Source organism: Saccharopolyspora hirsuta (assembly GCF_008630535.1).
Lineage (GTDB): Bacteria > Actinomycetota > Actinomycetes > Mycobacteriales > Pseudonocardiaceae > Saccharopolyspora > Saccharopolyspora hirsuta.
Map to the genome: position 1 here is coordinate 91,020 of NZ_VWPH01000011.1, position 23,498 is coordinate 114,517.

Annotated in this window: 22 protein-coding genes; 10 read left to right on the forward strand and 12 right to left on the reverse strand. The window is 71.4% G+C overall.

All coding sequences use genetic code 11. The annotated features are described in order from the left end of the window. Positions 1-91 precede the first annotated feature (91 nt). Positions 92-2,080 (forward strand): APC family permease, encoded by a 1,989-nt coding sequence (locus F1721_RS23415; protein ID WP_150068916.1) that lies wholly within the window; start codon positions 92-94, stop codon positions 2,078-2,080. Here the strand turns inward: F1721_RS23415 and F1721_RS23420 are convergent. Beyond that, positions 2,064-3,056 (reverse strand): LLM class flavin-dependent oxidoreductase, encoded by a 993-nt coding sequence (locus tag F1721_RS23420; protein ID WP_150068917.1) that lies wholly within the window; start codon positions 3,054-3,056, stop codon positions 2,064-2,066. The genes F1721_RS23415 and F1721_RS23420 overlap by 17 nt on opposite strands. Positions 3,057-3,113: 57 nt before the next feature. Between F1721_RS23420 and F1721_RS23425 the strand changes: the two genes are divergently transcribed. Then, positions 3,114-3,458, forward strand: coding sequence for a hypothetical protein (locus F1721_RS23425; RefSeq protein WP_150068918.1), 345 nt, complete (start codon positions 3,114-3,116; stop codon positions 3,456-3,458). A 4-nt stretch (positions 3,459-3,462) separates the two neighbouring features. On the opposite strand, the gene F1721_RS23430 is transcribed toward F1721_RS23425, so the two are convergent. Continuing rightward, positions 3,463-3,645 (reverse strand): PspC domain-containing protein, encoded by a 183-nt coding sequence (locus F1721_RS23430; RefSeq protein WP_150068919.1) that lies wholly within the window; start codon positions 3,643-3,645, stop codon positions 3,463-3,465. A gap of 62 nt (positions 3,646-3,707) precedes the next feature. Between F1721_RS23430 and F1721_RS23435 the strand changes: the two genes are divergently transcribed. From F1721_RS23435 to F1721_RS23450, 4 genes are all read left to right on the forward strand, one after another. Continuing rightward, complete coding sequence (locus tag F1721_RS23435) at positions 3,708-4,535, forward strand: hypothetical protein (RefSeq protein WP_150068920.1); 828 nt, start codon at positions 3,708-3,710, stop codon at positions 4,533-4,535. Positions 4,536-4,686: 151 nt separating this feature from the next. Then, positions 4,687-5,940, forward strand: a complete 1,254-nt coding sequence (locus tag F1721_RS23440; RefSeq protein WP_150068921.1) for an MFS transporter — start codon at positions 4,687-4,689, stop codon at positions 5,938-5,940. A 41-nt stretch (positions 5,941-5,981) separates the two neighbouring features. Then, the gene (locus F1721_RS23445) at positions 5,982-7,409 is read left to right on the forward strand and encodes an Nramp family divalent metal transporter (protein ID WP_150068922.1); all 1,428 of its coding nucleotides are present in this window, start codon (positions 5,982-5,984) and stop codon (positions 7,407-7,409) included. 28 nt (positions 7,410-7,437) lie between these two features. Then, positions 7,438-8,373, forward strand: coding sequence for a LysR family transcriptional regulator (locus F1721_RS23450; RefSeq protein ID WP_150068923.1), 936 nt, complete (start codon positions 7,438-7,440; stop codon positions 8,371-8,373). A gap of 94 nt (positions 8,374-8,467) precedes the next feature. Here the strand turns inward: F1721_RS23450 and F1721_RS23455 are convergent, their stop codons facing one another. Next, positions 8,468-10,030 carry a hydantoinase B/oxoprolinase family protein gene (locus F1721_RS23455; RefSeq protein WP_150068924.1) on the reverse strand — a complete coding sequence of 521 codons (1,563 nt, stop codon included), beginning with the start codon at positions 10,028-10,030 and terminating at the stop codon, positions 8,468-8,470. Then, complete coding sequence (locus F1721_RS23460) at positions 10,027-11,994, reverse strand: hydantoinase/oxoprolinase family protein (RefSeq protein WP_150068925.1); 1,968 nt, start codon at positions 11,992-11,994, stop codon at positions 10,027-10,029. The genes F1721_RS23455 and F1721_RS23460 overlap by 4 nt, the downstream gene beginning before the upstream one ends. Before the next feature lie 1,058 nt (positions 11,995-13,052). Here F1721_RS23460 and F1721_RS23465 point away from each other — a divergent pair. Further along, positions 13,053-13,505: a GNAT family N-acetyltransferase gene (locus tag F1721_RS23465; protein WP_246155262.1), complete on the forward strand. Its 453-nt coding sequence runs from the start codon at positions 13,053-13,055 to the stop codon at positions 13,503-13,505. A 15-nt stretch (positions 13,506-13,520) separates the two neighbouring features. Here the strand turns inward: F1721_RS23465 and F1721_RS23470 are convergent, their stop codons facing one another. Further along, positions 13,521-14,375, reverse strand: coding sequence for a LysR family transcriptional regulator (locus F1721_RS23470; RefSeq protein WP_150068927.1), 855 nt, complete (start codon positions 14,373-14,375; stop codon positions 13,521-13,523). Positions 14,376-14,473: 98 nt separating this feature from the next. On the opposite strand from F1721_RS23470, the gene surE reads away from it, so the two are divergent. Beyond that, entirely contained in the window at positions 14,474-15,376 is a 903-nt protein-coding gene (gene surE / locus F1721_RS23475; protein ID WP_170301582.1) for a 5'/3'-nucleotidase SurE, read from the forward strand. 5 nt (positions 15,377-15,381) lie between these two features. On the opposite strand, the gene F1721_RS23480 is transcribed toward surE, so the two are convergent. Both F1721_RS23480 and F1721_RS23485 read right to left on the reverse strand, forming a co-directional pair. After that, positions 15,382-16,410 carry an aliphatic amidase gene (locus F1721_RS23480; protein ID WP_150068929.1) on the reverse strand — a complete coding sequence of 343 codons (1,029 nt, stop codon included), beginning with the start codon at positions 16,408-16,410 and terminating at the stop codon, positions 15,382-15,384. An 86-nt stretch (positions 16,411-16,496) separates the two neighbouring features. Continuing rightward, the gene (locus F1721_RS23485) at positions 16,497-17,573 is read right to left on the reverse strand and encodes a substrate-binding domain-containing protein (protein ID WP_246155263.1); all 1,077 of its coding nucleotides are present in this window, start codon (positions 17,571-17,573) and stop codon (positions 16,497-16,499) included. A 91-nt stretch (positions 17,574-17,664) separates the two neighbouring features. Between F1721_RS23485 and F1721_RS23490 the strand changes: the two genes are divergently transcribed. Then, a complete protein-coding gene (locus tag F1721_RS23490; protein ID WP_150068930.1) occupies positions 17,665-18,081 on the forward strand; it encodes a MarR family transcriptional regulator in 417 nt (138 codons plus the stop codon). Between the two features lie 18 nt (positions 18,082-18,099). Here F1721_RS23490 and F1721_RS23495 read toward each other — a convergent pair whose 3' ends face one another. The 5 genes from F1721_RS23495 to F1721_RS23515 form a co-directional block, all read right to left on the reverse strand. Next, positions 18,100-18,468 carry a VOC family protein gene (locus F1721_RS23495; protein WP_150068931.1) on the reverse strand — a complete coding sequence of 123 codons (369 nt, stop codon included), beginning with the start codon at positions 18,466-18,468 and terminating at the stop codon, positions 18,100-18,102. Between the two features lie 154 nt (positions 18,469-18,622). After that, positions 18,623-18,952 carry a hypothetical protein gene (locus F1721_RS23500; RefSeq protein WP_150068932.1) on the reverse strand — a complete coding sequence of 110 codons (330 nt, stop codon included), beginning with the start codon at positions 18,950-18,952 and terminating at the stop codon, positions 18,623-18,625. Continuing rightward, positions 18,949-20,943, reverse strand: a complete 1,995-nt coding sequence (locus F1721_RS23505) for a hypothetical protein (RefSeq protein ID WP_150068933.1) — start codon at positions 20,941-20,943, stop codon at positions 18,949-18,951. The genes F1721_RS23500 and F1721_RS23505 overlap by 4 nt, the downstream gene beginning before the upstream one ends. Next, positions 20,940-21,668: a toll/interleukin-1 receptor domain-containing protein gene (locus F1721_RS23510; protein ID WP_150068934.1), complete on the reverse strand. Its 729-nt coding sequence runs from the start codon at positions 21,666-21,668 to the stop codon at positions 20,940-20,942. Before F1721_RS23510 ends, F1721_RS23505 begins: the two co-directional genes overlap by 4 nt. Before the next feature lie 35 nt (positions 21,669-21,703). Continuing rightward, positions 21,704-22,975, reverse strand: coding sequence for a helix-turn-helix domain-containing protein (locus F1721_RS23515; protein ID WP_150068935.1), 1,272 nt, complete (start codon positions 22,973-22,975; stop codon positions 21,704-21,706). 133 nt (positions 22,976-23,108) lie between these two features. Here F1721_RS23515 and F1721_RS23520 point away from each other — a divergent pair, with 133 nt between their 5' ends. Next, positions 23,109-23,378: a hypothetical protein gene (locus tag F1721_RS23520; protein ID WP_150068936.1), complete on the forward strand. Its 270-nt coding sequence runs from the start codon at positions 23,109-23,111 to the stop codon at positions 23,376-23,378. Positions 23,379-23,498 lie beyond the last annotated feature (120 nt).

Below are 23,498 nucleotides of genomic sequence, written 5' to 3' on the forward strand. Positions count from 1 at the left end.
CACAGCCTACCGGCCGCCCATTTCTGGCCACTGTGGACGAATCGTGCGCGCTGGACGGGTGGAGGGCGCTGAAGCGGCCTACGCTGGAGCGGTGCCTTCGGCGGTGAACCTGGTGAAGCGCTTGCTGCTCGGGCGGCCGTTGCGCAGCGACCGGGCGGCGGAGACGCTGCTGCCGAAGCGGATCGCGCTGCCCATCTTCGCCAGCGATGCGCTCTCCTCGGTCACCTACGCCACGCAGGAGATCCTGCTGATCCTCTCCATCGGCGGGCTCGCGGTGCTGCACCTGACGCCGTGGGTGGGGGTGGCCGTGGTGGTGCTGCTCGCGGTCGTGGTCGCCTCCTACCGGCAGGTGGTGCACGCCTACCCCAACGGCGGCGGCTCGTACGAGGTGGTGGTGCGCAACCTCGGCCGCAACCCCAGCCTGGTGGTGGCCGCGGCGCTGATGGTCGACTACGTGATGACGGTGGCCGTGTCGGTGGCCGCCGGGGTGGACAACGTGGTGTCGGCGCTGCCGCAGCTCTACCCGCACCGGGTGTGGGTGGCGGTGGGCGTGGTGGTGCTGCTGATGGCGATGAACCTGCGCGGGGCGCGCGAGTCGGGGCGGGCCTTCGCGGTGCCCACCTACCTGTTCGTCGGCGCGCTCGGGCTCACCATCGTGGTCGGGCTGACCCAGGCCGCCGTCGGGCACCCGCCGGTCGCGGAGAGCGCCGGGTGGGGCATCCGGCCCGAGCAGGTGGACATCACCGGCCTCGCACTGGTGTTCCTGCTGCTCCGGGCCTTCTCGTCCGGCTGCACGGCGCTGACCGGGGTGGAGGCCATCTCCAACGGGGTGCCCGCGTTCCAGCGGCCGAAGGCGGTCAACGCGGGGCGGACCCTGGTGATCATGGGCGTGCTGGCGATCTTCCTGTTCAGCGGGGTGACCGCGCTGTCGGTGATCGCCCAGGTGCGCGTCGCCGAGGACCCGTGCGACCTGATCGGGTTCCCGACCGACTGCCGCAGCACCGGGCAGCGCACCGTCATCGCGCAGCTGGCGGGGGCGGTGTTCGGCCTGGACAGCCCGCTGTTCTTCGTGGTGCAGGCCGGTGCGGCGCTGATCCTGCTGCTGGCCGCCAACACCGCGTTCAACGGCTTCCCGACGCTGGCCTCGCTGCTGGCCCAGCGCCGCTACCTGCCGCGCCAGCTGCACACGCGCGGTGACCGGCTGGCCCACTCCAACGGTATCGTCCTGCTGGGGCTGGTCGCGATCGCGCTCATCGCGGCCTTCGAGGGCTCGGTCACCGCGCTGATCCAGCTCTACATCATCGGGGTGTTCACCTCGTTCACGCTGAGCCAGATCGGCATGGTGAAGCACTGGAACCACGAGCTGGCCGGGGCCGACCCGCAGCAGCGGCGGCGCATCCACGGCCACCGGCTGATCAACGCCGTCGGCGCGGTGCTGACCGCGACGGTGCTGGTGGTGGTGCTGGCGACCAAGTTCACCCACGGCGCCTACCTGGTCGTGCTCGCGATCCCGCTGCTCTACGTGATCATGCGCGGCATCCACCGGCACTACGCCGAGGTGCGCCGGGAGCTGGAGCCCGAGTCCGGCGACGTCGCGCTGCCCAGCCGGGTGCACGCGGTGGTGCTGGTGTCCACGCTGCACAAGCCGACGCTGCGCGCGCTGGCGTTCGCCCGCGCGAACCGGCCGGACACGCTGACCGCGCTCACCGCGAACGTCGACGAGAACGACACCGAGCTGCTGCGCCGGGAGTGGGAGCGGCAGGGGATCGAGGTCCCGCTGAAGGTGGTGGAGTCGCCGTACCGGGAGATCACCCGGCCGGTGATCGACTACATCAAGCGCATCCGCCGCGCCGGGCCCCGCGACCTGGTGTGCGTCTACATCCCGGAGTACGTGGTCGGGCGCTGGTGGGAGAACCTGCTGCACAACCAGAGCTCGCTGCGCCTGGCCTGGCGCCTGCGGTTCGAACCGGGCGTGCTGGTGGTCAACGTGCCCTGGCAGCTGGACTCCAGCCACCGGCGGGTCGACCGCGCCGACCGCGCCCCCGGGCACGCCCGCCGGGGCATCAACCCACCGGGGTAGGGGTGCGCTGGACGCGGCTCAGCAGGCGGTAGGAGTCGAGCCGGTCCGCCGGGTCGTGGGCGGTGGTGGTGACCAGGACCTCGTCCGCCCCGGTGCGCGCGACCAGGTCCTGCAGGCCCGCGGCGACCTCGTCCGGCGTGCCGAACAGGTGACCGCGCAGGGCGCGCTCGAACTGGGCGCGCTGCCGGTCGGACATCGAGCGCGCCAGGATCTCCTCCGGCGCCTCCAGCGGCGGGAACTCGCCGTGCGTGCGGGAGTAGGCGGTCGCCCACGCCTCCGGGACGAGCAGCCGCCGGGCCCGCTCGGTGCTGTCGGCGACCGCGATGGACCGGGCCAGCACCACGTACGGCTCGGCGGCCTGCGCCGACGGGCGGAAGTCCGCCCGGTACTCCTCGATGGTGCGGATCATCCGCTCGTCGCCGTGCGCGGCGGCGATCACCAGCGGCAGCCCGAACTCCGCCGCGGTGGTCGCGCCGGAACCGGTGGCGAGCAGGAACACCGGCAGGTCCAGCCCCTCGGCCGGGACTGCGTGCACCCCCGAGGCCGACCGGCCGTGCAGGTAGCCCAGCAGCTCCGCGAGCTGGTCGCCGAACTGCTCGGCGGCCTCCTTGCCGCGCCCCAGCGCGCGCCGGATGCCGTCGGTGAAGCCGACCGAGCGGCCCAGCCCGACGTCGATGCGGTCCGGGAACAGCGAACCGAGCACGCCGAACTGCTCGGCCACCACCAGCGGCTGGTGGTTGGGCAGCATGACGCCGCCGGTGCCGACCCGGATCCGGCTGGTCGCGGCGGCGACGGCGGCGGCCAGCACGGTGGGCGCGGCCCCGGCGACCCCGGGCACGCTGTGGTGCTCGGCCACCCAGAACCGGTGGTAGCCGAGGTCCTCGACCTGCTGGGCGAAGCGGACCGTGTCCCGCAGCGCCTGCTGCGGGCTCAGCCCGAGGCCGACGTGCGAGCGGTCCAGCACGGAGAGGCGCAAGTTCACACCCCGGTCAACGCGTGCGGCGCCGCAAGATTCCCCGGCGCGGCTCGGTCGATGCCGGAGGAGCCCGGCCAGGCACTCCTCGAAGACCGGCTCCAGGTCGGTGCCGGCGAAGTCCAGCTGGTGCACCTCCGTGCACAGCAGGCGGACCCAGCAGGACCATCGCGGGCGGCGGCATCGGCGGACTGGCCGCAGCAGGGCACCTGCCAGGCGCTGACGCCGTCACTCTCGGCCGCGGTCGACGAACTCGGCGTGCGCGCGGGGCTGGCGGAGCACGAACGGACCCGCGCGCACCCAGCTGATCGCCCACCGCACTCGCGGCCGCTGACCGCGATGCGGCGCTTCCCCGCGTGCCGAACTCGCTGCTCGATCGCGCCCGCCTGCACCTGGACGATCTGACGGCTCACGGAGCGCTGGGGATCAGGACCCAGAGCACCACGTAGAACAGGACCTGCGGGCCGGGCAGGACGCAGGAGACCACGAAGGCCAGCCGGACCAGGCCCACCCGCCAGCCGAACCGGTTGGCGATCGCCCGGCACACCCCGGCGATCATGCGCCCCTCGCGCGGACGTTCCAAACCACTCATGCCCACAGCCTGCGATCACCCGAGCCATCGCGCACCTCGACCAGCCGTGGCACGTTGATCCGGTGGAGTTCGACCAGATCGCCCGCGAGCTGTGCACCGCCGACCCGGCCGGGTTCATCCCCGCCCGCGACCGGGAAGCGGCGGCGGCCGAGCAGGGCGGCGACCGCGACCTCGCCGCCGCGCTGAAGAAGCTGCGCAAACCCACCACCGCGGCCTGGGCGGTGAACCTGCTGGCCGCCCGCGACCCCCGCGCGCTGGACACCCTGCTGGACCTGGGGGAGCGGTTGAGATCGGCCCAGCGCGAACTGCGCGGCGACGACCTCCGCAGCCTCGCCGGGGAGCGCACCAGGACCCTGCGCGACCTCACCGCCCGAGCGGCAGCCCTCGCGGAGGAGCACGGCCACCCGCTGACCGAAACGACCCGCCAGCAGGTCGAGCAAACCCTCACCGCCGCCCTCTCCGACCCGGAGGCGGCGCGCCAAGTCCGCTCGGCGACCCTCGCCAAACCCCTGGAGTACAGCGGATTCGGACTCGACGAGCTCGCCGCCGCCGCGATCCGCCGCACCGCGGAGAAGGCCGAGCCGCCGGCGAAGAAGCTCGCGGAACTCCGCGAGGAGCTGCGGCGCAGCGACGCCCAGCTCAGCGAAGCCGCGGACGCGCTCGAAGCCGCCGAGCGCGAGGAGCGCGAAGCGGAGGAGCGGTGCGAGGAGCTCCGCGACGAGATCGACGCCCTGCGCGAGCAGCTCGCGCAGCGGCGCGACGAGCTGGAGCACGCGGAGGGCGAGCAGCGCGAGCTCCGACGCAGTGCGAAAGCCGCCCGGCAGCGCCGGGAGCGCGCGCAGCGCGACCGCGACGCGATAGCGGAGCGGCTGCGGAGCGCGGAGCGCTGAGCCCATCCGCGGAGCGGATGGCGGGTATGCGAAAAGTGCGCTTCACCGGGGTGTGACGGCTGCTTATGGTCAAGCGCCGGAATCCGGTGGGTGATCTCGGATCGCGGTCGGTTCCGGGACGCTCAGGACACCGCCGTCCGGGGGAGACCGCATGAGGCCACCGCAGAGCATCCGCCGGATGCGCGTGCTGCTGCTCGTCCTGCTGCTGCTCATCGGCATCATCAACTACGTCGACCGCAGCACGCTGGCCATCGCCAACCACAGCGTGCAGGACGAGTTCGGCATCGGCCCGACCGAGATGGGGTTGCTGCTCTCGGTGTTCTCCTGGGCCTACGCCTTCGCGCAGCTGCCCGCCGGGGGACTCCTCGACCGGTTCGGGCCGCGGAAGGTGCTCGGCGGCGGGCTGCTGCTGTGGTCGGTCGCGCAAGCGTTCTGCGGGATCGCCGCGAACTTCAAGCAGATGCTGTTCGGGCGGCTGTTCCTCGGGGTCGGCGAGGCACCGGCCTTCCCAGGCGGGGCCAAGGTCGTCGCGGACTGGTTCCCGCGCGAGTCCCGCGGGCTGCCGATCGGGCTGTTCAACACCGCGTCGACGCTGGCCCCGGCGATCGCGCCGCCGCTGCTAACCTGGCTGATGCTCAGCTACGGGTGGCGCACGATGTTCGTGGTGGCCGGGGTCGCCGGGATCGTGCTGGCGCTGATCTGGTTCGCCGTCTACCGGGACCGCGGGCAGCTGTCCGCCGAACCCGGGCCGGCCCCGGAGCCGGTGTCGCTGCGCGAGTGGCTGGGCCTGCTGCGGCACCGCAGCACCTGGGGCATGATGATCGGCTTCTCCGGCGTCATCTACTCCATCTACCTCTACCTGACCTGGCTGCCCGCCTACCTGGAGGGCGAGCGCGGCTTGAGCGTGGCCGACACCGGCCTGGCGCTCGTCGTGCCCTACCTGGCCGGGACCCTGGGCATGCTCTCCGGCGGCGGCGTCGGCGATCTGCTGGTGCGGCGCGGGGTTCCGACCATGATCGCGCGGAAGGTGCCGATCTGCGCGGGGTTGCTGCTCGGCGGGCTGTGCACCATCCCGGTCGCGCTCACCCCGAGCACCACGCTCGCGCTGGTGTGCATCTCGGCCTCGCAGTTCTTCATGAACAACGCCAGCGCCGGGGCCTGGTCGCTGGCCACCACGGTCGGCGCCGAGCGCATCACCGCATCGCTGGGCAGCCTGCAGAACTTCGGCGGCTACTTCGGCGGTGCGTTCGCGCCGCTGATCACCGGGATCATCGTGGACCGGACGGGGTCGTTCGTGCTGGCGCTGCTGGCGGCCAGCGGGATCGCCATCGCCGCCGCGCTCAGCTACGCGTTCCTGGTCGGCAAACCGGTCGGCCTGACCGAGGAGCCCGCGCCGGTCCGGTGACCCAGCACTGTCCACAGCAGACGGAAGACGCGGAGGGCCAGATGACCGAAGTGAACCCGACCGACCCGGCGAAGGCCTTCCCGGACAAGCACATCCCGCGCCCGCAGGTGCGCGACCTGCCCGAACCCCCGGCCCGGCAGTGGCGGCTGATCGGCCCCGGCATCGTCGCCGCCGGGGTGGGGCTGGCCAGCGGCGAGTTCATCCTGTTCCCCTACATCACCTCGCAGGTCGGCCTGACCTTCGTGTGGGCCGCGCTGCTGGGGCTGCTCACCCAGTACTTCCTGAACATGGAGATCGAGCGCTACACGCTGGCCACCGGGGAGACCGCGGTCACCGGGTTCAGCCGGTTGTGGAAGCACTGGGGCCTGGTGTTCGCGGTGCTGGCCTACTTCGCGAACCTGTGGCCCGCGTGGGCGACCAGCTCGGCGACCCTGTTCACCTACGCCTTCGGCGGCGACGTCGCGGTGGTGTCGGTGGTGATCCTCGTCGTGGTGGCGCTGATCCTCACCCTGGCGCCCGCGGTCTACACCGCGCTGGAGCGGGCGCAGATGCTCAAGGTCGCCGCCATCCTGCTGCTCATCGTGATCGGCTCGCTGTTCGTCCTCGGCGCCCGCACCTGGAGCGCGCTGCCCACGATCGTCACCGAACCGCGCTTCCCGGCGGAGGAACTCGGCTTCGCCGTGCTCATGGGCGCGCTGGCCTTCGCCGGTGCGGGCGGCGGCCAGAACCTGGTGCAGAGCAACTGGATCCGGGACAAGGGCTTCGGCATGGGCCGCTACGTGCCGAAGATCGTCTCCCCGCTCACCGGCGAGGCCGAGGCGCGCGGCCAGGCCGGGTTCATCTTCCCGGCCACCGAGGAGAACCTGGACCGCTGGCGGGTGTGGTGGCGCTTCGCCAACAAGGAGCAGGCGCTGACCTTCGTGGCCATCACGTTCCTGTCCATCATGTTCATGTCGATGCTGGCGCACGCGACCGTCTTCGGCTCCGGCGAGGCGTCCAACGACGTGTCGTTCCTGCGGGTCGAGGGCGAGGCCATGATGGCCGCGGCAGGCGGCTGGTTCGGCTACTTCTTCTGGATCGTGGGCGCGTTCTCGCTGTTCGCCGCGGCGCTGGGCATCGTCGACTACACCAGCAGGCTGGCCGCCGACGTGCTGAAGACGAGCTACTTCCCGAACGCCTCGGAGAGCAAGATCTACGCCGCGCTGGTGTGGGGCCTGGTGCTGATCGGCATCGTCGTGGTCGTCGCCGGTCTCGGGCAGCCGCTGCTGCTGGCGACGATCTCGGCCTGCACCGGCGGGGTGATGATGTTCGTGTACTCGGGCCTGCTGATCGCGATCAACCGCAAGATGCTGCCCGCCCCGATCCGCATCCGCGGCTACCGGCTGGTGGCGCTGGTCTGGTCGATCCTGCTGTTCGGCGTGCTCGCGGTGCTGACGGTGAACCAGCAGCTGGACAAGTTGTTCGGCTGACCGCGATCATCTGTCCGGTGGACATCGGGTGGTCGTGGTGAAGGCCGCGGAGGCGTACCGCTTCCGCCTGGACTGGTTCATCAGCTTCGTGTCCGTGGTGGAGCAAGGTGGTTTCTCCGCCGCGGCGCAGGCCCTGTACCGGTCGCAGTCGAGGATCAGCACGCACGTCGCCGAGCTGGAGCGTGCGCTGGGCGTGCGGCTGTTCGACCGCACCCGCATCCCGGTGGAGCTCACCGCCGAAGGCCGCGAGCTGCTGCCGCACGCCCGCGGCATGCTGCAGCACCTCCAAGCGGCCAGCGACAACGCGGCGCGCGCCGTGCAGCGCGTGCGCGGGAAGGTCCGCCTCGGCGCCTACCCCAGCGCCGCGGCGCACCTGTTCCCGTACCTGTTCGAGCAGAGCGCGCAGCGGTACCCGGGCGTGGACCTGGTGCTGTGGGAAGGCGCGACGCTGGAGCTGGAGGCGGCGCTGCTCTCCGGCGACGTCGACCTGGCCGTCCGCCCGGTCCTGCCCGTCCCGGCCAGCGACGCGCTGACCCACCAGCCCCTGTGGCGGGAACCGCTGGTCGCGGTCCTGCCCGGCGACGAACGTCCGGACGGCCCGCTGCGGCTGGCCGACCTCGCCGCCCGGCCGCTGGTCACGGTGGGGGAGAACGGCGGCCGCGGCAACGACCACGTCGAGCCCGCACTGGTCTTCGAACAGGCCGGTCTCGCACCGGACGTCGTCTTCCGGACCAACCAACCGCAAACCCTGATCGCCCTGGTGCGCGGCGGGATCGCGGTCGGCGTGACGAACGCCCTGGCCATGTCGATGGCGAACACCGAAGGAGTCCGCGTCGTCCCGATCGCGGACGCGACCCGAGGCCGCGAGGTGGCCCTGTGGTGGCGGACCGACCGGACCAGCACCCGGGCCGGGGAAGCGATCCGCACCCTGCTGGCCGAAGCCCCGCCCCCGGACCTCGGCTGAGACGGGGAAGCCTCCGGCCGCTGGGGTCGGAGGCTCCGCTGGGCCGGGGATGCGGATGCTCCACGTGCCAGCGCGGAGCGCCCGGCCCGCACCCTCAGGGTACCCCCTGCTCGGGGCTTCCCCAGCCGCCGCCACCCGGGGTTTCGATGCGGATCCGGTCGCCCCGGCGCAGCGGCCAGGTGCCCTTCGCGGGGAGCTGCTCATCGGTGCCGTCGGCGCGGATCAGGACGTTGCGGCCCACCTCGCCGGGGTGGCCGCCACGGGCGCCCCAGGGGGCGTTGGCGCGGCGCTCGGACTGGATGGTCAAGGTGCAGTCGGCCAGGGCTTCGAGCTCGCGCACCAAGCCCTCACCGCCGGGGTGGCGGCCCGCGCCGCCGGAGGACGGGCGCAGCTCGTAGCGCCAGACCCGCAGCGGGTAGCCGAGCTCCACCGCTTCGGCCGGGGTGTTCTGGGTGTTGGTCATGCCCGTGTGCACGCCGGACATGCCCGGCCGGTCGGGGGTGCCGCCTTCGCCGCCGCCGAGCGTCTCGTAGTAGCTGAACGCCGGGTCGCTGCCGCCGATGAGCAGGTTGTTCATGGTTCCCTGGCTCGCCGCGGGCACGCGGTCCGGGATGGCCCGGGCGAACGCGCCGAGCAGGACGTCGACGATGCGCTGGCTGGTCTCGACGTTGCCCGCCGCCGTCGGGGCCGGGAACGTCGGGTTGACCACGGTGCCCTCGGGCGCGGTCACGTGCAGCGCGCGGTAGCAGCCCGCGTTGGGCGGTGCGCCGGGGTCGGTGAGCATCCGCAGGACGAACATCGACGCCGACAGCGTCACCGCGAACACCGCGTTGCAGTTCACCGGGATCTGCTGGGCGCTGCCGGAGAAGTCGATCGACACCTCGTCGCCGTTGACGGTCACCGCCGCCCGGATCGGCACCCCGTCGCCGATCTCCAGCACGTCCTCGCACCGGTAGCAGCCGTCGGGGATCTCGCGGATCGCCGCGCGCACCCGGCGGTCGGAGTAGTCGCACACCGCCGACATCGCCGCGCGCAGCCGCGCCGAGCCCATCCGGTGGGCGAGTTCGCGCATCCGCACCGCGCCGACGTGGTTGGCCGCGAACTGGGCGCGCAGGTCGCCGCGCCGCTCACCGGGGGTCCGCGAGTTGGCCGCGATCAGGCGGACGACGTCCTCGCGCTCCCCGGCGGCGTCGGCGATGCGGACGGGTGGGATCCGCACCCCCTCCACCGCGATCTCGGTGGCTGAAGCGGGCATGGAACCCGGTGCCGCGCCGCCGACGTCGGCGTGGTGGGCGCGGTTGGCCACGTAACCCAGCAACCGGTCGCCGTAGCCGACCGCGGCGACGATCGTCAGGTCCGGCAGGTGGGTGCCGCCGAGGTACGGGTCGTTGACGCACACCTGCGCGCCCGGTTCGAGCCGACCGCAGGTGTCCAGCACCGCGCGGACGCTGGCGGGCATCGCGCCGAGGTGGACGGGGATGTGCTCGGCCTGCGCGACCATCTCCCCGTCGGCGTCGAACACCGCGGCCGAGCAGTCGGCGCGCTCCTTGATGTTGGGGGAGTAGGCGGCGCGCCGCAGCGCCACGCCCATCTCGTCGGCCACCCCGGCCAGGGCGTGCCGGAAGACCTCCAGCTCCACCGCGGACAGTTCGGTCATGCCAACCGCACCACCAGGTTCTCCGCCTCGTCCACGACCGCCACCTCGCCGTCGCCGAGCAGCGTCGTGGTGTCCGGTTGCTCGACCAGCGCCGGGCCGGTGATCTCATCGCCCGGCCGCAGCCCGGCGCGCGGGACGACGCGGGCGCGCGCGGTCCGGTCGCCGATGCCGATCTCGCGGTCCGGCTTGGACTCCGGGCTGCCCTGGTCCCAGTTCCCCGGCGGGGCGGCGAGCACCGGCTCGCCCCGGGCGACGACCCGCAGCGTCACCACCTCGACCCGCTCGTCCCGGATCTCGTAGCCGTAGGCCTCGCGGTGCGCGGCGTGCAGCAGCTCGGCGGCCCCGGTCTCGTCGACGACGTCGATCCGCAGCTCGTGCGACTGGCCCGCGTAGCGCATGTCGGCCACTTTGGACGGCGCGATGTCCGTTGCCACGCCCTGCTTCTCGAGCTCGGCGTGCGCCTCCTCGGCGAGCTCCGCCCAGATCTGCGACAGGTCGTCCCCGGCGTCGGCCAGCACCGTTCGCGAGGCTTCGAAGCGCGGCGGCGCCAGCAGCAGGCCTAGCGCGCTGAGCACGCCCGGAGCCGGGGGAACCACGACGGCCGGGCAGCCGAGCTCGCGCGCGAGCGCGGTCGCGTGCAGCGGTCCCGCGCCGCCGTAGGCGACCAGCGCCAGCCCGGCCGGGTCGACACCGCGCTCGGTGCTGACCTTGCGCAGCGCCCGCGCCATCGTCGCCCGGACCACTGCCAGCACGCCCGCAGCCGACTCCGGCAGCCCGTCCAGTGCCCGGCGCGCCGCATCGGCGTCCAGGCGCAGCCCGCCGCCCAGCTCGCGCGCCGGGTCCAGGTGCCCCAGCGCGCAGTGCGCATCGGTCACGGTCGGCTCCTGCCCGCCGGAGCCGTAGCAGGCGGGGCCGGGATCAGCACCGGCCGAGCGCGGGCCGACCCGCAGCGCACCACCGGCGTCGACCCACGCGATCGAGCCGCCCCCGGCGCCCACCGTGTGGATCCCGACCGCCGGAGTGCGGAACGGCAGCCCGGCGATCTCCGACGCGGTGGAGACCTCGGGGTGCCCGTCGCGGATCAGGCAGACGTCGGTGGAGGTGCCGCCCATGTCGAAGGCGATCGCATCGGCGAACCCGGCCGAGCGCGCCACCGCCCCGGCCGCCACCACCCCGGCGGCCGGACCGGACAGCAGGGTGTGCACGGGGGAGGTGGCGGCGAAGTCCACGCCCGCGGTGCCGCCGCTGGAGGTCATCACGGTGATGGTCGGTTCGGGCAGGCGGGAGGCCAGGTTCGACAGGTAGCGGTGCATGACCGGTTCGATCGCTGCGTTGAGCACGCAGGTGGACGCCCGCTCGAACTCGCGGAACTCCGGCAGCAGCGCGCTGGAGCGGGTGATCGGCACGCCCAGCTCGGCCAGCGCCGAGCACAACCGCCGCTCGTGGTCGTCGCACGCGTAGGCGAACAGCAGGCTCACCGCGATCGACTCGGGCTCCAGCTCGCGCACCGCGGCCACCGCGCGTTCGATCTCGGCGTCGGTGAGGGCGATGACCGGCTCGCCGTCCGGCCCCATCCGCTCCTCGACCGTGACCACCATGTCCCGCGGGATGAGCGGTTCGGGCTTGGTGACCGACAGGTCGTAGAGCGCGGGGCGGTTCTGCCGGGCGATCTGCAGCACGTCGGTGAAACCTGCGGTGGTGACGAAGGCGGTGCGGGCGACCTTGCGCTCCAGCACGGCGTTGGTCGCAGTGGTGCTGCCGTGCGGGAGCAGCCGCGGGGCGCCGCCCGGCAGGCTCACTTCGACGCCCCGCTGGACGCCTTCAGCGGGGTTGGCCGGGGTGGTGGGCACCTTGACGGCCTTCGGCCGGTGACCGGGGCCGTGCACGACGACATCGGTGAACGTGCCTCCGACGTCCACCCCGGCACAAGCCCCGAACTCGTCCGACACCACGATGAGCCCCATCGTCGCGCAGCCGAGCCGTCCCGGCAGGCCCGGACGGCGGAGGGCGGGGCCTTGCGGCGGGGCGTGGGGTTTTGGGGAGCCTGCTGATGCTGAAGTGACTTGTGGTGCTGGTGATTGATCTGGTGTAGGTGGGGTTGGTGGCGGACGCGTGGCATCGGGTGACGGTCACCGGCGCTTGCTCTGGACTGTCCATGATGGACAGATCTGTAAGTGTGGGACCCGGCAGCGCTCGTTTGAGCCCTACCGGCACTAACGGAATCCATCAACGCGGCGAGAGGAGGGGTGAGGCCGCTCGATCAGGTGGAGGCACAAGACCCTGGGGCGCTGACGCACCGACCAGTGGTGCTCAAACCCCCGAAAGGCCACCAGGGACCGGTCTTACCGCCGGGTTGACCATCGGGAGGCCGGGTTCGGCGGTCGGTGACACAAGACCTGGGCCAGGGGATCGGTGGTGATAGCGGGGTGGGGTCACGACGAGAAGGGGCCGGTCGGGCACGGGGTTGAACCCGACGTGACCCCGTGCGCAACGGCACTCCTCCTCGCCAACTCCACCCCGCTATCACCACCGGGCGCCGAGTACCTCCCCGGAAACGTCCGCCGACCACCGGACGACGCCGCGCTCGGACACCCGCAGATGCGGCAGGAGAGTCAGATTTCTCTCGGAATCGCTGCGGCATCAACCGGGCAACGACGCCGATTTCATGAAAAGCCGTGCCCTACCTGGCAAAACGACCACCAGCACCCAAGCCTCGAAGGGATCCGGGACACCGATGGACCGGCCGGGAACGTCATCCCCACCGCAGCCTTCGGCACGCCGCGGCAACCGGATTCCTACCCGCCAGGCCCCAATCCCCGCGAACACAGCACAAGTCCCCGAAAATCGCGGACACCCGGCACCGATGCGTTGGCGTGGTCCTTCTCCCGTGCGAGGCTCTAGCGATCGATTTCGGATCTGCCGGGCCTGGCTTCGCCTGGTGGATGTGCCGGGCGAGCGAGGTGGGGAGGATGCGATGGTGATCCGGCGGGGCGGGCTTGGCGATGTGCCGAGGATCTTGGAGATGCTGGACGAGGCCGTGGCTTGGCTCGTCGCGAACGGGCGGTCGGGGCAGTGGGGGAGCAGTCCTTGGTCCGAGTCGCAGAAGCGGCGGGAGCACATCGCCGAAATGGTCGGGGGCGGCACCACTTGGATCGCCGAGGTGGACGGTCGGGCAGCAGGCGCCATGACGCTCTCGTCCGATCCTCATCCCTACGTCCCGCCGGTCGATGAACCGGAGCTGTACATCTCCCTGCTGGTCAGCTCCCGCGCGTACGCGGGGATGGGAGTCGGCAGCGGGCTGCTCGCGCACGCCCAGCAGGAGGCCGAGCGACTCGGCGTCGGGTTGCTGCGCGTCGACTGCTATGCGGGCGGCGAGGGGCGCTTGGTGGACTACTACCGCCGCAACGGCTTCACCGCGACCACCCCGCTCACGGTCGGGGACTGGCCGGGGCAGCTGCTGGAACGGCGGATCTGAGCGCATTCGGGAATCTCACGGCAGACCCTCCAGCAGCGCTCGGAGGGTGCGGCTGGGATTGTCCTCGCGGTACAGCAGCTTCACGCGGGTGCGGACCGGTGGTGCCAGCTCCACGATGCGGGTGTTGCGCACCGGTGCGTGCTCGGCGTGCCACCGGTCGGTGAAGGCGCAGCCGAGGCCGGTGCCGACCATGTGCTCCCAGGCGAGGCGTTCGTCCGTCTCGCACACCACGCGCGGGCGGATTCCGAGTTCGGCGAACCACAGGTCGAGCTGGCTGCGCCGGTGGCCGCTCGCGGGCACGATCAGCGGTAGCCCGCCCAGGTCCTCGTGGGGGAGCGGGGTGCGCACCGGGATTCCGACCGGGCACAGCAGCACGATCTCGCGGCGTCCCAGCGGCGCGGTGCCCAACCCGTCGGCCAGATCGGCCCGGCCGTCGGCGGGGAGCTCGACGACCCCGGCCATCGCCTGTCCGCTGCGCACCATGGCGGCGACGTCGGCAGGACCGTCGCGCCGCACCAGCGACACCGTTGCCGTCGGGCACTGCTCGGTCAGCACGCGCAGGAGTCGTGGCGCGGTCCCGGCGCCGAGGGTGGGGGTCGCCGCCAGCACGAGCTCTCGGCTCTCGCCCAGCGACAGGATGTCCGCGATGTGGCCGGAGATCGCTCGTGCGTGGGAGGCGACCGCCAGCCCGGCGGGAGTCGGGTGCAGCCGTTGCCCGTCCGAGGCCAGCAGCGACGTGCCGACCTCCCGCTCCAGCGCTCGCACCGCACGTCCGAGCGCCGGTTGGGAGATGTGCAGCGCGCGAGCGGCAGCCGTCATCGTGCCGTGCTCGATGACGGCGATGAGGTAGCTCAGCTGCTGCAGGTTCATGTCCAGTGGGCATGGAAGCAAACCGAACCGGACTTGGACAAGTGCTTGGTTGGTCCGGTGCGATGGGAGCTCCGGTGCACCCGAGGAGAGGTGGCGTCATGAGACGGAGTTTCCGGTGGTGGGCGGCTTCGACGGCTGCGGTCGCGTGCGTGCTCGCGACGGCTTCGGTGAGTCCGGCGCAGGAACCGCTGGACGTCCTGCTGACCAACGACGACGGGTACGCGGCACCCACGCTCGCAGTGCTGAAGCAAGCGCTGACCGCTGCCGGGCACCGCGTGACCGTGGTCGCCCCGTGCGACGACCAGAGCGGCAGCGGCACCGAGCTGTCCTCGAACTACGCGACCGGGGAGCCGACGGAGGAGAACACCATCACGGCGAAGCAGCTGGCCCCGGACGTGTGGTCGGTGTGCGGCTCGCCCGGGGACGCGGTGCTGTTCGGGGTGCAGAACGTCTTCGCGTCCGAGCCGCCGGACGTCGTGGTCTCCGGCGTGAACCCCGGGCAGAACACCGGAGCCGTCGCGAACCACTCCGGCACGGTGGGCGCCACCATCACCAGCGCGGAGCTGGCCATCCCCGCCATCGCGGTCAGCGTCGAGATCGACGTCAGCACCGACCCGCCGCAGGTCGGTTCGGTCCCCGCCGTCGCCGAGCACGCGACCCGCGTGCTCGACCAGCTGCGGAGCACCTCGAACGGCGGACCGCTGCTCCCGCCGCACATCGCGCTCAACATCAACTACCCGGTCGCGTCCGAGGTCAGGGGCACGCAGGTGACCTCGACCGGTCGTGCGGCGTTCGTCCGGCCGCGCTACGAGCGCACCGACCTGTGCCCCGACTGCTACGTGATCCGGCCCGAGTTCGACACCTCGCCGGACCCGGTGCGCGACTCCGACAACAACGCGCTGGCGGCCGACCACGTCTCCGTCACCCCGCTCGACGGTGACTGGACGGCCGCCGACCACGTCCGGGCCTCGATCCGGCAGCGCCTCGGAATCCCGCGGTAGCGAGGTCAGCTCGGGTCGACCGGCAGCGAACCGACCTGGCAGCCCCGGACGCCGACCGTGTCGCGGGTGAACGACTCGACCTCCTTCTGCGCGCGCTGCGGGTCGGTCACCCACGTCCGGTAGAAGTCGAACGGGCAGTCGGCGACGCCCTTGTCGCCCTCGCCGGCCGCGTGCACCGCGGTGTAGCCGCGGTGCATCAGCTTGAAGAGGTGGTTCTGCGACTGGTCGTGCTGGCGGGCGTCGCGGATCGCCGACACCGACAGCTGGGCGTACTGGATGCCGTACTCCTCCTCGCCGGTCTCGCCGAGGGTGCGGCCGTCGAAGCCGATGATCGCGGAGTGGCCGAAGTAGGAGTACACGCCGTCGAAACCGGCGGCGTTGGCCACCGCGACGTAGCAGTTGTTCGCCCATGCCATCGCCTTGGACATCAGCACCTGCTGCTCCTTGGCCGGGTACATGTACCCCTGGCAGCGCACGATCAGCTCGGCGCCCTTCATCGCGCAGTCCCGCCAGATCTCCGGGTAGTTGCCGTCGTCGCAGATGATCAGCGAGATCTTCAGGCCCTTGGGGCCGTCGGCGACGTGCGTGGTGTCGCCCGGGTACCAGCCCTCGACGGGGACCCAGGGCAGGACCTTGCGGTACTTCTGCACGATCTCGCCGCGGTCGTTGATCAGCACCAGCGTGTTGTACGGCGGTTTGGCCGGGTGCTCCTCGTGGCGTTCGCCGGTGATGGAGAAGACGCCCCAGGTCTCGGCCCGGCGGCAGGCCTCGGCGAAGATCTCGGTCTCCTCGCCGGGAACGGTGGATGCCGTCGCGTACATCTCGTCGGGGTCGTACATGATGCCCTGCGTCGAGTACTCCGGGAACACGACCAGGTCCATGCCGGGCAGCCCGGTCTTCATGCCGACCACCATCTCGGCGATCCGCTGCGCGTTGGCGAGCACTTCCGCCTTGGTGTGCAACCGCGGCATCTTGTAGTTGACCACCGCCACGCCGACGGTGTCCGGGCTGGCCGAGATGTCTCCGTGTCGCATGGGTGCCTCCGCGAGCAGGAACTTTCAGGTGGAAATATTCCGAATGAAAGTAAGACGTCGCGGTGGTGCCGTCAAGCGCGGTGCTTCTAGAGCCGGGTGATCACGTCGAAGTCGTAGCAGTCGGCGACGGCCAGGTGGACGTGCTGGGCCGCCTGGTGGCCGCGGAACTCGACGGTGCCGCGCGGGCCCTGGTAGGCGGTGCCGTCGATCGCGGCGTTGAGCTCGGCGAGCCGTGGAGACCCGGCTCGACGGGCGAGCTGGGCCAGCGCGTGGAGCCCCTCGTAGCAGGACTCGGCGGCGTTGTTCAGCGGCGGCGCGCTCGGCCCGTGCCGCCGGACGTACGAGCTGAGCAGGTCCATCGCGTGCCCGGTGGCCAACGAGCGGAAGTACCCGGCGGCGACGAACAGTCCCCGGGTCGCGTGTGCACCGCTGGCCAGCAGCATGCTCTCCTCCATGAGCGGGCTGAACCGCACCAGCCGGTCGTGCAGCCCCTCGGCGGCGAAGGCCCGGTTGAACCGCACAGCGTCCTGGCCGACGAGCAGCATCAGCACGCCGTCGCACGGCGCGGCGGCCACCTGCCGGGTCACCCGCCGCATGTCGCCGGAGCCCAACCCGACGTAGGTCTCACCGGTGATGCTCAGGTCCAGCTCGTGCGCGAAGGCGCGAACCGCCCGGGTCGACCCGTGCGGCCAGACGTAGTCGTCGCCGACCACGAACCACCGGCGCACACCGAGGTTGTCGCGCAACCACCGCAGCGCCGGGGCGATCTGGAACTGCGGCGTCTCACCGGAGCAGAAGATGCCCGCCCGCCGCTCGCCGCCCTCGTACAGCGAGGTGTAGACGTACGGGATCCGGTCGGCCACGACCGGCGCGATGGCGTGCCGCACCGAGGAGATGTGCCAGCCGCTGACCGCGTCCACCGCGCCCCGCGCGACCAGCCGCTGGACCTCGGCGGCGACCTGGTGCGGCGGCGCCCCGCCGTCCACGACCTCCACCGAGACCTCCCGCCCGAGGATGCCGCCGCTCTCGTTGAGCTCGTGCACCGCGAGATCGGTGATCGCCTCGCACGAAGGTCCGAACAACCCGGCCGGACCGCGCAGCGGGATCACCATGCACACGCGCCACTGCGCGGCTCGCTCGCGGAGCGCTGTGCCTGTCGTCATCCGGGCTCCGAAACGGTGCGGGCGCTCGATTGCTTCCAGGTGGAAGTTTTACTATCCGAGCAGGATCGCGCAAGAGTGAGGAACGGAGCGCATGGGAGCAGCGAACGCCACAGCCCTGGCGGGCCCGTTGGTCCGGGCGGCCCGCGCGGTGGTCGCGACGGTCGAGCAGGTGCTCAAACCGGAAGGCCTGACCTTCGACCAGTGGCTGGTGCTGGACACCCTGGCGACCGAGGGCGGCCTGGCGATGGCCGAACTGGCCGAGCGCACCACGACACCCGGGCCGACGCTCACCCGCCTGGTGGACCGCCTGGTCAGCACCGCCCTGCTGTACCGCGAGGTCGACCCGGCGGACCGCCGCAAGGTCCTGGTCCACCTGAGCCGCCGCGGCCAGTCGGAGCACCGCCGCATCGCCCCGCAGGTGGCAACCGCGGAACGCGAGCTCCTGACCGGCCTCCGCGCCAGCACCGGTCTCCTCGAATCCCTCCGAGACCTCGCCGACGGCCGCTGACCTGAGTGGACGTCCCGATCACGGAGTCCGGGTCAGGATCTCCATGTTGTGCCCGTCGGGATCCTCGAAGTAGACACCCCGACCGCCCCAGCGGTGGTTGATCTCGCCGGGTTCCGCGTGCCCGGGATCGGCCCAGTAGGTGATCCCCGCAGCGCGGATCCGCTCGAAAGCCGCGTCGAACTCGGCGTCGCCGACCAGGAACGCGTAGTGCTGCGGCTGCACCTCGTCCTGCGCCATGTAGTCCAGCGTGACCGAGTTGTCGAGCACGACCGGCACGAACGGCCCCACCTCGGCACCGACCGAGACCCCGAGGACATCGGCCAGGAACCGCGCGGACCGGTGCTTGTCCCGCGCCCCGACGATGGTGTGGTTCAGCTCGATACCCATGATCACTCCCCGAATCCGGAGCACCCCACCCGGAACCCGCGGACCCGGCGGCTACCGGCCGGACTCCGGATCGGTAGCCGCCGGTGACCGCGGCGAACCGCTACGTGGGTGGAACGGAAGCCACCTCCGGCGGTATTCCCAGGTCGGCCTGGCCTCAGACGAAGGGGCGGGGCGCGTCGAACTTCTGCCGAACCTGGTCGGCAACTGCCTGATTCCCGCCCGCCTCGATCAACTTCGCGATCCGGTGCGCGCTCAGGTCGCGAACCGGGTTCCCCGCGTGCAACCCGATCTTGTCCAGCAGGATGCCGACGTGGTCGCTCGCGGTCCTGGTGCCGTGCATCAGCTTCCGGTAGATGCCGTAGAGCACCCCCGCGAACAGCGGCACGGTCACCCAGCCCGGCCACTCCAGCAGCAGGCCCAGCACCAGCGGAAGAACAGCAGCCGTGGCCAGGCCGAGGTAGAGGATCTTGTTCTCCTTGCTCATCGAGCGGCCTCCTGAGGCATCCGGTCGAACAGGTAGTCGGTGGGCTGCAAGCCCTGCGCGAGGTCGATCAGCTGGGACAACCGCATGGCCACTTCAGCGCGTCCGTCCCCGGCGTGGCTCCAGTCCCGCGCGGACACGTGCAGGAATCCCAGGAGCGGCAGGTTCTGCTGCGCCGCTTCGACGAGAAGTCCCAGCAGGAGGTCCCGCGGTGCTGGCTGCACAGCTGCGGCCAGCCAGTGGCTCACGCGGTGCCGCACCGGGTCCGGGACGGCCGCCGGAGCCCCCGCCGCGACCATCGCTCGGTACCACAGGAACACCAGCTGCGGCCGGACGACCGCATCGGTGATCAGCGGTCGGTCACCGCGGATGAGGTGCGTCGGGTCGGCGAGGGCGAGGAACAGGTACAGGTCCATGGGCCAGTTGTTGTCCCGGGCGGCATCATTCGCCAGCCGGTCGAGCAGGAGACGCCACAGGGTCGGGTTCGTGCTGGTGAGTTCGAGGAGTGCTTGCCTGGCCGTCGGATCTCCCCGCCCGTCCTCCCGGCGCGCCCGCTGGTGCAGTCGAACCAGCGCCTGCGCGGGAAACCTGGGGGCGATCACCTCGGTGCACACCTCGACCAGGATCTGCCCGACGGCGGCGGGCAGGTCGTCCGAAGTGGACCACTCCCACACCATGCGCCGGAAGAACCGCCCGTGCCGCTCGTCGCTCAGCCCCGCGATGAGCGCACGCACCCCGAAGTCCTGGAGGGGGTTCGACCGCGCGTTGCTTTCGGGGAACACCCATTGCTCGATCAGCCACCGCACGTGCGCGGGGGAGTTGGTCCGCAGGGATGCGGCCACCACGTGGTCGACCAGGTTCATCCGGTCCCGGCCGGTGAACAGCGGATCGCGGATGATGCTGTGCACCCAGCCGCAGAAGCGCTTCCGCAGGTCGGGGTAGCTGTCCCAGAAGTAGTCCCGCGCGGCTTGGTCGTAGCCCAGCTTGTCGAACTCGACCCGGCCGTCCGCGGTCACCTCGATCCCGAGCGACACCAGGTGGTCGTGGTGGCCGTCCTGCTCCAGCCGGGGCTCCTCCTCGAAGCCGAGCTGCTTCACCAGCCGGTGGGAGGCGAAGAACACCGCGTCACTGGTCGCGCCCCGGCACATCGCCGCGGCCAGGAGCACCGATCGCGCCCGGCCCCGTGCGTGCTTCCCGACCACTTCCGCGACTTCACCGCGCCGATCCGTGCAAGCCGAGATCGCCTCCAGGAACCAGCTTTCCGCGTCGCCGCCGGGATCCGAGCGCCGTGCTTCGACCGTCATGCGCGCCAGGTTGGTAATCTCGGCCATCGAGGCGGTCAGGTGCTGCTCGACGTCCTCGTGGTCCAGCCGATCGGTCGGCAGCGTGATCTGCTCGGCCGCGAGGTGGGCGGCCAGCACCTCGCGGCCGTCCGGCCGTTCGATCCGGACGATGTACCTCGACAGCTCGGCTTCGACGTGGTGGGCGAGGGAACCGGGCAGCACGACGACCAGGTGCCCGTCCGCCTTCTGCACCTCGGCGCGGAATGCGAGCAGTTCCCGTTGCCGCGCGCGGAACACCGCCTCGTTGCTGCTGCTCATGTCGAGCACGAACAGGTGTCGCGGCAGGACCTTCACCGCCGACAGGGAGGCGTCCGGATCGGCAGCTTCGTCCTCCAGCTCGGTGAGCGGCGCACGGTCTCCGGCGAGTTCGTGGAGCAGCATCGTCGCCGCCGTCCGACGTCCGCAACCGGGCGGCCCGGTCAGCAGCGCGGTACGGGCGTCCGCGAGCGTGGTTCGTGCGATGGCCAGTCCGGGCGGTGCGACGAACCGCTGCTTGAGCCACCGGAGGTCGTCGCTGGGCGTTCTCCGCCGACCGCGTGCCTGGGCCCGGACGCTCTCCCGGATGCTGTCGTACAGGTAGATGTTCTGATCACCGGAGCCCGAGTGGATCGGCCCCTGCGGATCGTGGAACTCGCTGTGGTTCTCGCTCATCGGTCCTCACCCCGGTCGCGTTCGGCGTCGACGTTCCGGTGCGGTCCGCTGCGGTCGTCCTCCCGTCCCGCGGGGTAGACGATGTACTGGTGACCACCTCCGGTGGAGACCGGTCCGGTGCTCCCGTGGAACGTCGTGTCGTTGAGGTTGAGCTGGCCGTTGGAGATGTTGCCCAGCTGCACGAGTTTGCCGTTGTTCGTCCCGCGGAAGGAGTTCCGGTCGCGGGCCGTCGAGGGCTCCGACGCGCTCCGATCGTCCAGCCCCGGCACCAGGTCGACGAGTTCGGCGGCGATCCGATCCAGGTCCGCATCGGCGTTTCCGGTGTCGTAGACGAGCGACTGGAGGTTCTCCAGGAAGCGCAGTTCCTCCGGCAGCACCCCCACCGGCAACCGGTCCAGCTTGCGCCCGCACAGGATCGGGATGATGCGGGCGCCGGACCTCCTGGCGTTCAGGATCTCCTTGCGGGTCCAGTCGTCCTCGTTGGCGAGCAGGAGGTTGCCGTCCCGGTCGCGGGCGTCGAGCCATCGCGGCCCGATCAGCACCAGCAGCGCGCGAGCGCTGGTGGAGGCCGCCGACAACCGGACCCGGTAGTCGTCGCCGGGCCGGATCGACTTGCTGGCGCGGAAGACCTGCTCGCTGCCGAAGCGCCTGGACAGCTCCTGCTCGATCGCGAGGGCGGCGTACTTGCAGTCCTCGCTGCGGTAGTTGATGAAGATTTCGGGCACAGCGGTACCTCACGTCTTGCCGGGTTGTCGGTTACTCAGCTGGTTCGCAACGAGGCGGTCAGCCTCGGCTGGATCTCGCGCACGGCGGGGGCGGTGTGGAATCGGGTGAGCACGCGGGCCAGCCTGCGGAGATCGGTCAGAATGGTGGCGGAACTGACGATGTCGACGGTGTCGAGCACCGTGCCGAGCAGGGCGCAGGCGTGGTCGACCTCGCCCGCCGTGGCGTGGGCGAGCGCGCGGCGCACGCCGTAGCGCGCGGTGGAGCGCAGTGCGTGCGGTGGAACGCGCTGGACCTCCCGGTCCAGGACGGCCGCTGCATCGCGGGCCCTGCCCAGGTCGTGCAGGCACCACCCGGAGACCATGGCGACCGGATCGGTCAGGTTCGCGGTGCCGATCACCGGTCCGCTGTCGGTCGGGGGTGCGCTGAGCAGCTCGCGCGCCTGGTCCAAGCTCCGCATGCAGGCGTCGTAGTCTCCGGCCAGCGCATGGCCTTGTGCTTCGCGCTGGGCGGCCAGGCCCAGCACGCGGGCGGATGTCCCGGGAGTTCGCCGGGCTCGGCGGGCGAGCTCGATCGTCTGCCGCGCGTCCTCCCGGTACAGCGTGACCAGCGCGCGCCGGACCAACGAGTAGGCGGCCAGGGAGCGGTCGTTCCCCGCTGCAGCGAGTTCCACCGCGTGGTCGGTCCACCACAGTGCGGCATCGTCAGCACCGGACTCCTGAGCCATCCACCCCGCGAACTCGGCGTAACGCGCTCCGAGCACCAGGAGCTCGTCCCGGACCCCGGGTGCGGTCCTGACGGCCAGGTCTCGGAGGGTGTGGGTTTGCGCGATGAGCGCTGGCAGCACCGCGGACGGGCTCGCCGTCTGACCCAGCTTCCGGTACTGGTCGAACAGGGTTCGGAAGGTGGAGACCGGGCCGTCGCCGGCGATCGCGGGAGCGCCGCCCAAGCTGAAGGCCAGCACCGAGGCCGCACCCACCGTCAGGACCTGCCTGCGGTCCATCGGGCGGAACCAGCTCTTGCCACCTGATTCGAGACTCATCAGCCACACCTCACCGTCGCGGTTCGCTTCGGGCAGCGGCGCTTCGGAAGTGCGCGGTGGCACCATGTCGGCGAGCTTTCCGCCCGCGTCGAGGACGACGTCGCAACGCCGGGCGAATTCCGGCGTCGGTCTCTTCGAACCCGTCTCGATCTTGCTGAGGTGCCCCTTGCTGTAGTGCAGTTCAGCCGCGAGCCGGGTGAGCGAAAGACCGGCGGCGATGCGCAGCTTTCGAAGCTCTGCCCCGAACATCATGGGCTGCTCGGTCATGGTCTCCTCCCGGTTTCCCGTTGCCAGTCCGGACTGTCGACGGGAAACCGCTGTTCGTTCTCGCTGGTTCTCGCGCACGGTGGAACTCGTCGGTCCGGCGGTGCCGGGCCACCGGGGAACACTAGGAGGGCAAATGATCAAGGACGAGCGGTTTCGCGGATCGGCACCCGATGAGCGCAATCGAACCCGGGCGAGGCTGGTGGGGAGGGTGCTGCTCACCCTCGTGTTCAGCGGCGCGCAGGTGTGGTCGGCGGGCGTCCTGGTGGACGTGATCGGTTCCGGTATCGCGTTGTTCGCGTTCGCGCTGGTGATGTCGGCTGCTCTCATCGCGGTCCTCGACGCGTGGCGGGAGATCTGGCGCTTTGCGGCCGTGAGCCGCACGTCGGTGGAGTGTGGCGGATAAGCGAATGCGCGATCGGCGGATTTGCGGGGTTTCCCGTTTCCTCCTCGCAGTGGAAACGGGAAACCAAGCTCGGGGGCGCTTTCCGGTGGAAGTGAAGTTGCGGGCTCGGTTGTTCCCGTT

Excerpts from the sequence above, each read along its gene's own strand:
- F1721_RS23505 (WP_150068933.1), bottom strand. The coding sequence starts at position 20,943 with ATGAGCGAGAACCACAGCGAGTTCCACGATCCGCAGGGGCCGATCCAC.
- F1721_RS23485 (WP_246155263.1), bottom strand. The coding sequence starts at position 17,573 with ATGACGACAGGCACAGCGCTCCGCGAGCGAGCCGCGCAGTGGCGCGTG.
- F1721_RS23440 (WP_150068921.1), top strand. The coding sequence starts at position 4,687 with ATGAGGCCACCGCAGAGCATCCGCCGGATGCGCGTGCTGCTGCTCGTC.
- surE (WP_170301582.1), top strand. The coding sequence starts at position 14,474 with ATGAGACGGAGTTTCCGGTGGTGGGCGGCTTCGACGGCTGCGGTCGCG.
- F1721_RS23490 (WP_150068930.1), top strand. The coding sequence starts at position 17,665 with ATGGGAGCAGCGAACGCCACAGCCCTGGCGGGCCCGTTGGTCCGGGCG.
- F1721_RS23480 (WP_150068929.1), bottom strand. The coding sequence starts at position 16,410 with ATGCGACACGGAGACATCTCGGCCAGCCCGGACACCGTCGGCGTGGCG.
- F1721_RS23455 (WP_150068924.1), bottom strand. The coding sequence starts at position 10,030 with ATGACCGAACTGTCCGCGGTGGAGCTGGAGGTCTTCCGGCACGCCCTG.
- F1721_RS23460 (WP_150068925.1), bottom strand. The coding sequence starts at position 11,994 with ATGGGGCTCATCGTGGTGTCGGACGAGTTCGGGGCTTGTGCCGGGGTG.
- F1721_RS23515 (WP_150068935.1), bottom strand. The coding sequence starts at position 22,975 with ATGACCGAGCAGCCCATGATGTTCGGGGCAGAGCTTCGAAAGCTGCGC.
- F1721_RS23445 (WP_150068922.1), top strand. The coding sequence starts at position 5,982 with ATGACCGAAGTGAACCCGACCGACCCGGCGAAGGCCTTCCCGGACAAG.
- F1721_RS23425 (WP_150068918.1), top strand. The coding sequence starts at position 3,114 with ATGCCGGAGGAGCCCGGCCAGGCACTCCTCGAAGACCGGCTCCAGGTC.
- F1721_RS23430 (WP_150068919.1), bottom strand. The coding sequence starts at position 3,645 with ATGAGTGGTTTGGAACGTCCGCGCGAGGGGCGCATGATCGCCGGGGTG.
- F1721_RS23520 (WP_150068936.1), top strand. The coding sequence starts at position 23,109 with ATGATCAAGGACGAGCGGTTTCGCGGATCGGCACCCGATGAGCGCAAT.
- F1721_RS23500 (WP_150068932.1), bottom strand. The coding sequence starts at position 18,952 with ATGAGCAAGGAGAACAAGATCCTCTACCTCGGCCTGGCCACGGCTGCT.
- F1721_RS23465 (WP_246155262.1), top strand. The coding sequence starts at position 13,053 with ATGCTGGACGAGGCCGTGGCTTGGCTCGTCGCGAACGGGCGGTCGGGG.
- F1721_RS23470 (WP_150068927.1), bottom strand. The coding sequence starts at position 14,375 with ATGAACCTGCAGCAGCTGAGCTACCTCATCGCCGTCATCGAGCACGGC.
- F1721_RS23495 (WP_150068931.1), bottom strand. The coding sequence starts at position 18,468 with ATGGGTATCGAGCTGAACCACACCATCGTCGGGGCGCGGGACAAGCAC.